The following is a 13524-nucleotide window of genomic DNA, read 5'->3' as shown; positions in this document are numbered from 1 at the left end:
AATCACAGAGCCCGGCATCCACCGGGCTCTTTCTTTATTCGACAGTCAAGATCGGCCGGATCAGTGATCCATCGCCTTGACGATCTCTTCGGTCATCTTCTTGGCGTCGCCGAGCAGCATCATGGTGCCGTCCTTGTAGAACAGCGTGTTGTCGATGCCGGCATAGCCGGAACCGAGCGAGCGCTTGACGAACAGGCAGGTGCGGGCCTTGTCGACGTCGAGGATCGGCATGCCGTAGATCGGGCTGCTCTTGTCATCACGCGCGGACGGGTTGGTGACGTCGTTGGCGCCGATGACATAGGCGACGTCGGCCTGCGCGAATTCGGAGTTGATGTCCTCGAGCTCGAACACTTCGTCGTAAGGCACGTTGGCCTCCGCCAGCAGCACGTTCATGTGGCCAGGCATGCGGCCTGCGACCGGGTGAATGGCGTATTTGACATCGACGCCGTTGGCCTTGAGCTTGTCGGCCATTTCGCGCAGCGCGTGCTGCGCCTGCGCAACCGCCATGCCGTAACCCGGCACGATGATGACCTTCTGCGCGTTCATCATCAGGTAGGCGGCGTCGTCGGCCGAACCCTGCTTGACGGTGCGCTCGATGCCGTCGTCAGCCGCGGCGGCCGCCTCGCCGCCGAAGCCGCCGAGAATGACCGAGATGAAGCTTCGGTTCATGCCCTTGCACATGATGTAGGACAGGATGGCGCCCGACGAGCCGACCAGTGCGCCGGTGATGATCAGCGCCAGATTGCCGAGCGTAAAGCCGAGCGCTGCCGCCGCCCAGCCCGAATAGGAATTCAGCATCGAAACGACGACCGGCATGTCGGCGCCGCCGATCGGGATGATCAGCAGGATGCCGAGCACCAGCGAGGCGGCGACGATCAGCCAGAACACCAGCTTCGATTCCGTACCGACCAGGAGCACGATCAGCACGACCAGGGCGATGCCAAGTGCGGCGTTGATGAAGTGACGGCCGCCGATCATAATCGGCTTGCCGGACATGCGGCCATCGAGCTTGAGGAAGGCAATGACCGAGCCGGTGAAGGTGATGGCGCCTATGGCGACGCCGAGGCTCATCTCGATCAGGGCCTGGGCATGGATGTCGCCAGCGGTGCCGATGCCGAAGCTCTCCGGTGCGTAGATGGCGGCGGCCGCCACCATGACGGCGGCGAGGCCGACCAGCGAGTGAAAGGCTGCGACCAGCTGCGGCATCGAGGTCATGGCGATGCGGCGCGCGGTGACGGCGCCCACGCCGCCGCCAATGGCGAGGCCAAGCACGATCAGGCCGAAGCGGCCAGCGGACGGGGTTGCCAGCGCCAGCGTGGTGGCAATGGCGATGCCCATGCCGATCATGCCGTAGAGATTGCCCTGGCGGCTGGTTGTCGGATGCGACAGGCCGCGCAGCGCCATGATGAACAGGACGCCGGAAACCAGGTAGAGGAAGGACGCAAAGTTGGCGTTCATGGCGCTCTACTTGTCCTTCTTCTTGTACATGGCCAGCATGCGCTGGGTGACGAGGAAGCCGCCGAAGATGTTGACCGAGACCAGCATCAGCGCGACGAAGCCGAAGCCTGCGGCAACGCCCGAAGCCGCGATACCGACGGCGAGCAACGCACCGACGACGATGACCGAGGAGATGGCGTTGGTGACCGCCATCAGCGGGGTATGCAGCGCCGGGGTCACCGACCAGACGACGTAGTAGCCGACGAAGATCGCCAGCACGAAAATGGCGAAGCGGAAGACGAAGGGATCGATGGCGCCGCCCGACAGCGCGTGCGCGGCATTACCGGCGGCCTCGGTGCCGCCCGGGGCATTGGCCAGGTTCTGCACCGCGAGCCTGACGGCAGCACTTGCCTGGTCGAGTTGATCCAGGGCTTTCTGCAAGGTCTGATCCATCACGCGGTCCCTTTCGGCTTAGACGCGGGCGATTTGGGTGCGGCAGGTTTCTTCGCTGCCGCCTTTTTCGGCGCAGGCGTGGACGCATCGGCGACCAAGGTCGTGGCCGGGATCGCCGCCGGCTCGACATAGGGCTGCTGGTCCGCCTTGGCGAAGGCCGGGTGAACGACCTTGCCGCCATCGGTCAGCATCGTCGCCTTGACCAGGTCGTCGTCGCGGTTGATGGCAAGCGTCTTGGTCGTCTTGTCGACCAGAGTCTCGAGGAAGGCGAACAGGTTCTTCGCGTAGAGCAGCGAGGCGGATGCGGCGACACGGCCGGGCACATTGAGGTGGCCGACGATCTTCACATTGTTGGCGGTGGTGACGATCTTGCCTGGCTCGGCACCCTCGACATTGCCGCCGCGGTCGACAGCGAGATCGACCAGCACCGAGCCCGGCTTCATCGAGGCGACCATGGCGGCGGAGACGAGCTTCGGCGCCGGCCGTCCCGGGATCAGCGCCGTGGTGATGACGATGTCCTGCTTGGCGATGTGCTCGGCGGTGAGTGCCGCCTGCTTGGCCTGGTATTCCCTGGACATTTCCTTGGCGTAGCCGCCGGCGGTCTCGGCGGCCTTGAACTCCTCGTCCTCGACCGCCAGGAATTTTGCGCCGAGCGAGGCGACCTGTTCCTTGGCGGCGGGGCGCACATCGGTGGCGGTAACGACGGCACCGAGACGGCGCGCGGTGGCGATCGCCTGCAGCCCGGCGACGCCGACGCCCATGATGAACACTTTCGCTGCAGGCACGGTGCCCGCCGCCGTCATCATCATCGGCAGCGCCCGGTCATATTCCGACGCACCGTCGATCACCGCCTGGTAGCCGGCAAGATTGGCCTGGCTGGACAGGACGTCCATCGACTGGGCGCGGGTGATGCGCGGCATGAATTCCATCGAGAAGGCGGTGACGCCGGCCCTGGCCAAGGCCGAGACAGCGGCATCGTTGCCGTAGGGATCCATGATGGCGATCACCGCGGCGCCAGCTTTGTAACTCTTCAGCTCGGCGTCCGTTGGCCGGCGAACCTTCAGCACGACATCGGCCTTGGCGACATCCGAGGCCTTGCCGATAACGGCACCTGTCTTGGCGAATTCTTCGTCGGGGATGCGCGAGCGGGTTCCGGCACCGGTTTCGACGATGACGTCGAAACCCAGGCCCGCCAGCCGCTTCACCGTATCGGGCGAAGCGGCGACGCGCGGCTCGTTCGCATCGAGCTCACGAGGGATGAAAACCGTCTGTCCCACCGCATGATCCTTTCGGCTGGAACCTGTCTGCGCGACGTGTCGACCGGGATATCCGGCTCCGTCAACCGCAAGAGGGTTTTGGAAGGTCTATCGCAGAATGAAGGCGCCGACGGCCATGATCAGCACGAACAGGATGGTCGCCGAAAAAAAGCCGCCCGCAAAGAAGCCGAAAGCCATCGCCAGAAGTAGAGCGCCGCAGAACAGCGAGCCATATTTGGCCAGCGCCAGAAAGCCCGCATAGGTACGGTCATGCTCGGCATAGTCCATCTTCGCGCCCAGTTCTACAGGACCGGTCGGCGTGTGCTCAGCCATAGGAATACCCCTTCGAAGACATCTTTCAGGCACATACCGAAAAGCTGGGCGCAGAGCAATGGCGCTATTGCCGCATCGCAGCCGACAACTGCCTCAAGGGAAAATTGAAACTGGCCGCCGATGCCGGGCAATCGGCGGCTTTGCGGCACGCTTGACCCGCTGTCTCAGCCGGCCAGATGCGGAAACAGGCCCAGCAGTCCAACGACAATCAGATAGAGCGCGACGATGTAGTTCAGCAGCCGTGGCATGATGAGGATCAGCACGCCGGCAATCAGCGAGATGAGCGGCGTGAGGGCCAGCGAGTGGATGGTCATGACCGTATTCCTTCCCACGAACAATGCGACACGCCGGGGGCGAACGCCCGTTGGGCAGAATTGCGGCGATACTCGATGGCGATGCCGCTACTCATAACGGCAGATCCGCGGGAAAGGTTCATGATGCCAGGAAGGCGCCCGTTCAGGCAGCGTCGCGATAGTATTTCGCCGTCGGTACGATGGACAGCGGCGTCAGCCGGTTGATGGCCGGATTAGCGAACATCATCCGCTGCTCCACCGCCGTCGACTTAAAGAACGGGAACCGTTCGAGTGTCTGGCGCAAGTTTTCGCCGCAGGGGATTTCGAACAGAGCGATCGGCGCAAGAACACCCGGGAACACCTTGCCCTCTGTCCTCTGAATGGCATGGAAGATGCGAGCATAGTAAGCGGAATGCTCGATCTTGATCGGCGTAAGCACTGCCGTAAGGTTGAAGTAACTGGCGGCCACCATGCCAAGCCTGAGCGTCAGAAAAGGCAGGACTCCGGGCGCGGGCGCACTGTCGGCATCGGTTGCGAAGCGAGTCCCGTCGATGAATGTCTCTCCGCGGGCAAGCCGCTCGGTCAATATTTCCGGATAGGCGTCGACGGACGGCGAATGAGGGTGCTCTCGGGAAATGTAGTGGAGCCGTAATGTGCTGACCAGGTGTCCATCGAAGTAGACGCCGAACCGATAGGAATTCGGCAGATTGTCCCAGCGATCCTCGAACATCCCGCTGGCGATCGGGCCGCACATGCCCGATTGCAGGTAGGAATGATAGCGAAGGCGGTAGATCGCCTCCAGATCCTCGCCTCCAGTGATGAGACGATAGTCGACATGCTCCAGCAATTGCATGATCGAATGGTTCAGCGCCGACCCAGCATTTGCGCCGGCGCCAGCCCGCGCATCGTTTCTTGCAGCATCCATTCTCAAGTCCTCGTATCCGCCTCTGAACAGGCTATTCGAGTTGAAATGAGACACAAGCCGAAAATTCGACCCTACCAATTTACCACTTGTTAACCTTAACGACCGGAGATTCTGGCGGCAGAGTGGTGTTGGCTAAAGGAGCAGTTTTGGCGTCCAGATCCAAGTTCGCGTGAAAACTACTGAGCGCTTTGCTTGGAATTGTTCCAAGTCACTGCCAAATATGCTGGTTCCTACGAGCCCGCCACACGATCCAAGCAACGCACATTATTGACTTCGATGGGCGGGAATTTGCGGCGAAAGCTAGCCGGCTGTGCGCTTGGCGGCGAGACGCAGATCCGCGGCAAATGGCCAAGTGACGTTCGACATCGTCTCGATACCCGACGCGCTGAGCGCTGCGCCGAACAGGAAGCCCTGGACAAGATCCGGCTTCACCGAATGCATCAAGACCTTAAGCTGCTCGAATGTCTCCACGCCTTCGATGGTGACGGTAAGCCCCAGGATACGGGTCAGATCGACGACGCCCTTCAACAGCTCGAGTGAGCGCGGATTGTGGGTGATGTCCATCACGAACGACCGGTCGATCTTGATCTTGTCGAGTGGAAGCTTATGGAGATAGCTCAGGCTTGAATAGCCGGTGCCGAAATCGTCGAGGGCGATGCGGACGCCGAGCTGCTTCAGTTCCTCGATATATTGGCGGGTCAAGGACTTGTCGTCGAGCAGCGCGGTTTCCGTGACTTCGATTTCTAGGCGGCCGGCGGCGAGGCCGGAGTTCGCCAACGCATCGCGCACCTTCTGGATGACGTCGCGGCTGCGGAAATCCCTGGCCGAGAGATTGACCGAGACGCTGGTCTGGTCAGGCCATTTGGCGCATTCGGTGCAAGCCGCATGCAGCACGAAGGTGCTGATTTCGGAAATGATGCCCATCTCCTCGGCCAGCGGAATGAAGATGCCGGGCGAAATCGGTCCGAGATCGGGATGGTCCCAGCGGCAGAGCGCCTCGCAGCTGGCGATGCGCATGGTGTTCATCGCCACGATCGGCTGGTAGACGACCCGCAGGTCCCTGCTTTCCACGGCACTGCGCAGATCCGCCTTCATCAGCTGGCGATTGCGGAACGCGGCGTCCATCGCCGCCTCGAACAGCCGCCAACCGTTCTTGCCGAGCTCCTTGGCCTTGTAGAGCGCCAGGTCCGCCTTGACGATCATGGCGTCGACATCGGTCCCGCCGACCTTGGACAGCACCGCGCCGGCGCTGGCCTGGATCCGCAACCCGTGGCCCGCGACGTCGACCTCTCCCTGCAGCTCGGCGAAAATCCGGTCGAGCAGGCTCTCCAGGTGGCTCTCGTCATCGATGCGGTCGAAGAACAGCATGAACTCGTCGCCACCGAAGCGGCTGACGGTAAGGCCTTGCCCGGCGATGGCCGCTAGGCGATCGGCGACGGCGTAAATCAGCCCGTCGCCGACAGGATGTCCGAGCGTGTCGTTGACGCTCTTGAAATCGTCGAGGTCGATCACGGCGAGGCCGCACAGGCGGTCGCGGTCGCCGGAGGCCATCAGTTCGCCGACCAGTTCGTGGAAATAGGCACGGTTGGGAAGGCCGGTGAGATTGTCGTAGCGCGCCATGAACCGGATCTTTTCCTCCGCTTCGACGCGCGCCGTAACATCCTCGAAGGTGATCACGCCGAGTTCCTGGCTGCCTTCGCGCGCGGAGAATTCGTAATGCTGGCCGTTGGCGAGCGAAACAAGCACCTTGCGGTCCCTGCCCTCGCGCAGGGCGCGAGTCAGCTGCGCCTCGACGTAGCGGCAGTCCTTCGGCGCCAGCATACCGCCGGCGACGCCGCGCATCAGAAGGCCGTGGATGGAGCGCCCGAGCAGCGCGTCGGCCGATTTCAGCGACATCAGATGAGCGGCCTCGGCATTGGCGACCGCGACACGCCCGTCAGGGCCGAGCATGACTAGGCCGTGCGACATGGTGTTGAGCGCGCGGTCGAACCTGCGCGTTATGCTTTTCGCCTGCTGGTGGCCGATGACCGCGGAAAAAAGCACATTGCGAACATGGTCGGCGCTGTTGATGGTAATGAACGTCATCGGGAAGATCATCAGACCGAGGACGACAGACGGGGCATCCTGACGCAGCAGGAGCGCAACTGCCATCGGACCGATGAAGGTTACGGAAAAAATCCGCACCATGCGCGGAGAACCGTAGTTGCGGGCGACAACCGTGACCAGGGTTGCCAACGTCAGTGACATCGCCGCCAGTTCGGCGAATGGGTCGGGATACACATAGATCGACACGAAGCACAGCGCACCCAAACCGAGGCCCTGCAAGCAGCCTTTGAAGATGTAGCTGCGCTCCAATCGGTGTGCGTGTTCGACATCGGCAATCATGCCGCCGGTCTTCAGGAAGCTGCGAATACCGAAATAACGAAGAAGGCTGATCGGCAGTAGAATAAAAGAAAAGGCCAGAAACAACAGATTTTGCGTGCGCTGATAAATCATGAATCCGAGGATCCAGTAGCACGCGCCACCGATCACCAACATGTGCGCGTTGTCGAACAACGACCGCACAAATTGGATATAAACATCCGCGGGGATGCTTTCGGTCTTTGTTTTGCCCATATGGTCGGCCCAACGCTAGGCCTTGTCATGCCACAACCGCCTTAAGAAAGGCTTAGAACAGGGGGTTAAGCAACGGCTTCGGTCCGCCTGCCAAGGCGAGAGGGGCCTACAGCCCGAAAAAGGCTTTGAACATTGGTGGAGGAATCACTCAGCGGCACTGAGAACCGGTATCGGCATCGTTTGGGTCAGCCGCTGGAGCAACCTGCGGCGCTCGCCCGCCGCCTTTTCGGCGCTGGTCCGACGGACATGGCCGTAGCCGCGGATCAGCGCCGGGACCGAGACCAGGGCTGTCGCGGCCTCGATCTTGCCTGGCGCCAGCGAGTTGGCCACGAGCTGCAGATCGGCTTCGTACTGCGCCAGCAACTGCCGCTCCATGCGCCGTTCGGCGGTGTAGCCGAATAGGTCGAAAGCAGTGCCGCGCAGGCCCTTCATCGCCGCCAGCACGCGAAAACCCTTCATCATCCAGGGGCCGAAGCTCGATTTCCTCGGTTTGCCGTCATTGCCGCGACGCCCCATGATCGGCGGTGCGAGATGGAATTCGAGTTTCTCGTAGCTCTGGAACTGCTTGCCAAGCTCGGCGGCGAAGGAGCCGTCGGTGTAAAGCCGCGCCACCTCGTATTCGTCCTTGATCGCCATCAGCTTGAACAGGCTTTTGGCCGCGGCCTCGGTCACATCGGTCGAACCCGGCATGGCCTTCGTTTCCGCCGCTCGCAGCGTCGAAATCCTGTCGGCGTAGCGCTTGCCGTAAGCAGCATTCTGATAGGCGGCGAGGAAGGCGACACGGCGGGCGATGATCTCGTCGAGCGTCTCAGCGACCGAAGCGGCCTGTCCGGCCTTGTCGGCGAAGCCCGGCTGGGCGACGAGGCCGCGTACGAAATCCGGCTGATGCGCCGCGCGGCGACCCCAGCGGAAGGCGGCGATATTCATCGCCACCGCTTCGCCGTTCAATTCGATAGCCTTTTCAACAGCTTCGGCCGAGAGGGGCAGACCGCCGTGCTGGAAGGCAAAGCCGAGCATGAACATATTGGCGCCGAGCGAATTGCCGAACAGTGCGGTGGCGGTGCGGGTGGCGTCGAAGAAATGCGCCTTGTCGTCACCGGCGGCGGACCGGATCGCCTTCTTCAGGCGCTCGACCGGCAGCGAGAAATCGGCCGATCGGGCAAATTCGCCCGGCATGATCTCGGCGGTGTTGGCCAGGAAGATCGTATGCCCCTCGCGTACCGCGGTCAGCACCTTCTTGGCGCCCGACACGACGAGATCGCAGCCAAGTACGAGGTCGGCCTTCCCAGCCGAAACGCGGATGGCATTGATGTCTTCCGGCGTGCGGGCGATGCGGACATGAGTGAACACCGAACCGCCCTTCTGGGCGAGGCCGGCCATGTCGATCATGCCGCAGCCCTTGTCCTCCAGATGCGCCGCCATGCCAAGCACGGCGCCGATGGTGACGACGCCGGTGCCGCCGACGCCATCGATGATCGCCGCCCAGCCCTCGACGCCGAGCGGGAATTCGGCTGGTGTCGGCACGCCTTCAAGTGGGTCGGTCCCGCCGGCCAGGCCTTCGGCCTTGCGGATCTTGGCACCGTGCACGGTGACGAAGGACGGGCAGAAGCCGTTGACGCAGGAGAAGTCCTTGTTGCAGCTCGACTGGTCGATCTTGCGCTTGCGGCCGAATTCGGTCTCCACCGGCTGGATCGAGACGCAGTTCGACTGCACGCCGCAATCGCCGCAGCCTTCGCAGACCAGTTCGTTGATGAAAACGCGCTTGTCGGGGTCGGGAAAGGTGCCGCGCTTGCGGCGGCGGCGCTTTTCGGCGGCGCAGGTCTGGTCGTAGAGCAGGATCGACACACCCTTGACGTCGCGCAACTCGCGCTGGACGAGGTCGAGGTCGTCGCGATGATGAATGGTGGCGCCGGCCGGAAACTCGGCCTTGCCCGCATATTTGTCGGGTTCGTCGGTGACGACAGCGATGCGGTCGACGCCCTCTGCCCGCACCTGCCTGGCGATCATGTCCACGGTCAGCCCGCCCTCATGCGGCTGGCCGCCGGTCATGGCGACGGCGTCGTTGTAGAGAATCTTGTAGGTGATGTTGGCTTCGCTCGACAGGGCGAAGCGGATCGCCAGCGTGCCGGAATGGTTGTAGGTGCCGTCGCCGAGATTCTGGAAGATGTGGTCGCGCCTGGAGAACGGCGCCTGGCCGACCCATTGCGCGCCCTCGCCGCCCATGGCGGTGAAGCCGAGCGTGTTGCGGTCCATCCACAGCGCCATGAAGTGGCAGCCGATACCGGCGGCGGCGATCGAGCCATCAGGTACCTTGGTCGAGGAATTGTGCGGACAACCCGAACAGAAGAAGGGCGTGCGCGAGCCGATGTCGGTGGCGTCCGCCAGCATCGCCTGGAATTGGCGCAGCTTGGCGACCCTTGCCGAAATCTCCTCGGACGGGCCGATGGTCTTCACGATCCTCTCGCCGAGCGCTATGGCGATCTCGTTGGGGTCCAGCGCGCCCTTGGCCGGGAACAGCCAATCGCCGCGCTCGTCCTTCTTGCCGACAATGACCGGCGGCGAGGCCGTGCCATAAAGGCTCTCGCGCAGCTGCACCTCGATCAGCGAGCGCTTCTCCTCGACGACGACGATGGTGTCGAGACCGCGGGCGAACTCGGCAATGTGCTGCAGGTCTAGCGGCCAGGGGCAGCCGACCTTGAACAGCCGCACGCCGATGCGGTTGGCTCCCGCCTCGTCGATGCCGATATCCTCCAGCGCCTGGCGGACGTCGAGATAGCTCTTGCCCAGCGTGATGATGCCGAGCTTCGGATTGCGGCCGCCCGAATAGACGATCCTGTTCAGCCCATTGGCATGGATGAAGGCGGAAGCCGCGGCACGCTTGTGCTCATGCAGCCGCTCCTCCTGGCCGAGCATGTCGATCTCGTGGCGGATGTTGAGGCCGCCCGGCGGCATGTCGAAATCCGGGACGACGATCTTCAACCGTTCGAGCGAGGCATCGACCGAAGCCGTCGATTCGATGTTGTCCTTGACGCATTTTATCGCCGCCCAGGTGCCGGCAAAGCGCGACATGGCAAAGCCATAGAGGCCGTAGTCGATGATCTCCTGGACACCGGCCGGGTTGAGGATCGGCACCATGGTATCGACGAAGAGGAATTCGGTGGCGTGCGCATTGGTCGAGGATTCGGCCATGTGGTCATCGCCCATGAGCGCAAGGACGCCGCCATGTTTCGACGAGCCGGCGAGATTGGCGTGGCGGAACACGTCGCCCGAACGGTCGACGCCCGGCCCCTTGCCGTACCAGACCGAAAAGACCCCATCATGGGTGCCCTCGCCCAGCAGCTCCGTCTGCTGCGAGCCCCAGCAGGCGGTGGCGGCCAGCTCTTCGTTGAGGCCGGGCTGGAAGATGATGTCGGCCCCGGCGAGCTGCTTTTTCGCCTTCCACAGCTGCATGTCGAGGCCGCCGAGCGGCGAGCCGCGATAGCCGGAGACGAACCCTGCCGTGTTCAAGCCAGCGCGGCGGTCGCGCTCGCGCTGCATCAGGAGCATGCGGATGACCGCCTGCGCGCCGGACAGGAAGATGCGCTCCTTCCCGAGATCGAACTTGTCGTCGAGCGCGACATCATGCAGCGTCATCAGGCATTTCCTCTGCGAAGGCCGCGCGGGGCAGCGGCCAACGTCGGGATCGGATGACGCATCCTTTCTTCCCTTGCAAGGCAGGTCAAACAAAATCGAAAGGACCAGCCAACGCGCAACAAACAGTCCGGCGGATGGTGGACCGCGCATGAAAGCGTGCGCCGACAGCGCGACGGCGCACGAAAATTCCAGACGAAATCGATGCCGTCGGGAGGTGTCAGCCGCCTTTCGAGCAGTCCGGCTTCGGCTCGCCGGGCAGCTTGCCGTCGGGATGGCCGACGAGATCGGGATTGGCCGTATAGAGCTGGTCGATGACCAGCGGCCGGTCGGGCAGGATCGACTGATCTTCCGTCGACATCAGCGTGGTGTCGATGGTCTGCAGGACCGCACCATCGGCGCCCTTGATGCTGATGGCGATGGCATAGGGTTTGTTCTTGACGACGCAGGTCAGCGCCGGGCTCTCCAGGCTCACCTTGTCGAGCTTCGGCCAGACCTTCTGCTCGACCACGAATGGATCACCTCCGGCGGGGTTCTGGAAGCTGGCAACCGCCACCTGGCCCTCGCCCATCGGCTGCAGGGGCCGCAGCGTCACGACATAGGTCGCCCGGGCGAGGCGGTAGTTGAAGACGAATATCTTGCCGGAAACCTCGAACAGCTTGCCTTCGCCGCCGGTATCGCGACAGGCGCCGAGGGCCGCGGCGGCAAGCAGCATGGCGCCGGCAGCGAGCGAACGTGAAAATCCTCTAGGCATTCCTGACCTCATTGGCCGCCATGCGGCGGCGATAGTGACGGCTCGCCTTCTGCCTGTTGCCGCACACCGCCATGTCGCACCAAAGGCGGCTGGAATTGCGGCTTCTGTCGACAAACAGCCAGGTGCAGTTGGGGCAGATCCTGAGCCTTGCGACCGTGTCATCGCGCAACAGAGAAAGGGCTGAAACCGCCAGCGCCGCCTCGAAGGCGATCGGCGTCGCCGGATCGCCGAACGGCCGTCCCGGCGCCCCGATCTCGGTCCGGCCGGCAGCCAGGCCGTCTGCACAGGCCCGCAGGAACTCGGGCAGGTCGGCGGTGGAAACCGCGCCCTTCGACACCGCGCCTCGAAACAGCCGGTCGGTCGTCTCGCGGATCGACAGCACGATGGGCGCGATTGCCACCGGCGAGGACACCGACAACCGCCTGTCGCCAAGCTCGGCGGCGCGAAAGCCGCTGGCCGCGTCGGCGAAGCGGGCGATTTCCCCCGGATCGTCGAAGCGGTCGAACGTGCGCTCCGGATCGCCGCGCAGCACGACGGTATTCGCGGTGTCGAGCGCGAGCAGGCCGCCGGTAAACCGATGTGGGGTCCAGGCAACTGTCATTCCTGGAAATCTAACCGATAAATTGCGTTTGACAAGTTAGATTCGCCGATGCAAACCTCACATGCGCACGGTATCGTCGCCTTTGCCCGATCCGCTCTTGGCGAGATGCTCCGGGCGAGATGCTTCTGGTGTTGTCGAGCATGCTCTATTTCTTCCAGCAGGTGCTGAACGGGCTGCATTCGGGCGCGCTCTATGCCCTGCTCGCCTTCGGCTATGTGCTGACCAACGGCATCCTGCACCGCACCAACCTTGCCTATGGCGCGCTGTTTGCCTTCTGCGGCCAGGCAATGATCCTGAGCGTCGCCTTCGCCTACCAGGTGCTGTGGCTGACGCTGTTGGCCTCGGTGCTGTTCGGCGTCGTCGCGGCGTTCCTCTATGCCGCGCTCATCAGCCATGTCCTGTCGCGGAGCGTCTTTGAACCGTTGGCCGACCGCTCGCCCAACGCGATCGTGGTGACGACGCTCGGCATCCTGCTCGTGCTTTCGGAAGCGAGCCGCATCGCCGCCGACACGCACGATCTGTGGCTGCCGCCAATGTTGGCCGAGCCCATCGTTTTCGCCGAAAGCTCCGGCTTCATGGCGACGCTGACGCTGATCCAGGTGCTCGACTGCGCCGTGGTCCTGGCGGCGGTCGCACTCGCTACATGGGCGTTTGCCCGCTCAAACTTCGGCCGGTGCTGGCGTGCCGTCTCCGACGACCCCAGGGCCGCCGCCCTGTGCGGCGTCGACGTGCGCGGCGTGTTCCGGCGTGCCGTGCTGTTCGGCGGCTTCTGCGCCGCGCTGGCCGGGGTCATGGCCAGCCTCTATTACGGCAATGTCAGCTTCGGTTCCGGCCTTGTCTATGGCCTGAAGATCCTGTTCGTGACCGCTGTCGGCGGCTATCTCTCGCCGCCACGGGCCGCGCTGGGCGCGGCCGCTTTCGGCATGGCCGAATCACTGTGGGCCGGCTATTTCCCGGTCGAATGGCGCGATGCGTGGATGTATCTGTTCCTGGTGGCCATGCTGATCCTGATCGGCGCCGGCCGCGACACCGGCAAGGTCGTCTGAGCCCATCAGACTTTGGTTGCATGACGTTTCGTCAGGCTGCGGTTTTCCACCGTGCCGCAAGGGCTGATTGCCTGCATCCGTCCTCCTCGTGTTGACCAACCGGACCACGCACTGCATACCGTTGGGCCACGCGACGCGACGAAAAAGGGGGATCGCGCGTCACCGCATCAGGGAGGAATG

General features: G+C 63.3%; 11 protein-coding genes. 1 reads left to right on the top strand and 10 read right to left on the bottom strand.

Annotation, left to right across the window (positions count from 1 at the left end; all coding sequences use genetic code 11):
• Positions 1–60 precede the first annotated feature (60 nt).
• The 10 genes from EN850_RS11765 to EN850_RS11720 form a co-directional block, all read right to left on the bottom strand.
• Positions 61–1458 (bottom strand): NAD(P)(+) transhydrogenase (Re/Si-specific) subunit beta, encoded by a 1398-nt coding sequence (locus EN850_RS11765; RefSeq protein WP_127872941.1) that lies wholly within the window; start codon positions 1456–1458, stop codon positions 61–63.
• 6 nt (positions 1459–1464) lie between these two features.
• On the bottom strand, positions 1465–1893 hold the full coding sequence (locus EN850_RS11760) for an NAD(P) transhydrogenase subunit alpha (RefSeq protein ID WP_189343545.1): 429 nt from the start codon (positions 1891–1893) through the stop codon (positions 1465–1467).
• Complete coding sequence (locus EN850_RS11755) at positions 1890–3167, bottom strand: Re/Si-specific NAD(P)(+) transhydrogenase subunit alpha (protein ID WP_136091292.1); 1278 nt, start codon at positions 3165–3167, stop codon at positions 1890–1892. Before EN850_RS11755 ends, EN850_RS11760 begins: the two co-directional genes overlap by 4 nt.
• Before the next feature lie 87 nt (positions 3168–3254).
• A complete protein-coding gene (locus tag EN850_RS11750) occupies positions 3255–3479 on the bottom strand; it encodes an aa3-type cytochrome c oxidase subunit IV (protein WP_127277793.1) in 225 nt (74 codons plus the stop codon).
• Positions 3480–3643: 164 nt separating this feature from the next.
• On the bottom strand, positions 3644–3793 hold the full coding sequence (locus EN850_RS11745) for a DUF3096 domain-containing protein (protein WP_015314280.1): 150 nt from the start codon (positions 3791–3793) through the stop codon (positions 3644–3646).
• A 142-nt stretch (positions 3794–3935) separates the two neighbouring features.
• Positions 3936–4751: an acyl-homoserine-lactone synthase gene (locus EN850_RS11740; protein WP_246689178.1), complete on the bottom strand. Its 816-nt coding sequence runs from the start codon at positions 4749–4751 to the stop codon at positions 3936–3938.
• Between the two features lie 246 nt (positions 4752–4997).
• A complete protein-coding gene (locus EN850_RS11735) occupies positions 4998–7313 on the bottom strand; it encodes an EAL domain-containing protein (RefSeq protein WP_127872939.1) in 2316 nt (771 codons plus the stop codon).
• 144 nt (positions 7314–7457) lie between these two features.
• Positions 7458–10946, bottom strand: coding sequence for an indolepyruvate ferredoxin oxidoreductase family protein (locus EN850_RS11730; RefSeq protein ID WP_135917339.1), 3489 nt, complete (start codon positions 10944–10946; stop codon positions 7458–7460).
• A gap of 217 nt (positions 10947–11163) precedes the next feature.
• On the bottom strand, positions 11164–11697 hold the full coding sequence (locus EN850_RS11725; protein WP_136091291.1) for a hypothetical protein: 534 nt from the start codon (positions 11695–11697) through the stop codon (positions 11164–11166).
• Complete coding sequence (locus EN850_RS11720) at positions 11690–12298, bottom strand: CGNR zinc finger domain-containing protein (protein ID WP_136091290.1); 609 nt, start codon at positions 12296–12298, stop codon at positions 11690–11692. The genes EN850_RS11725 and EN850_RS11720 overlap by 8 nt, the downstream gene beginning before the upstream one ends.
• A gap of 140 nt (positions 12299–12438) precedes the next feature.
• Between EN850_RS11720 and EN850_RS11715 the strand changes: the two genes are divergently transcribed.
• Positions 12439–13344, top strand: a complete 906-nt coding sequence (locus EN850_RS11715; protein ID WP_135930623.1) for a branched-chain amino acid ABC transporter permease — start codon at positions 12439–12441, stop codon at positions 13342–13344.
• Positions 13345–13524 lie beyond the last annotated feature (180 nt).

The sequence above is a fragment of the Mesorhizobium sp. M8A.F.Ca.ET.207.01.1.1 genome, assembly GCF_004794715.1.
Lineage (GTDB): Bacteria > Pseudomonadota > Alphaproteobacteria > Rhizobiales > Rhizobiaceae > Mesorhizobium.
This window is presented reverse-complemented; position numbering and strand designations above follow the sequence as displayed.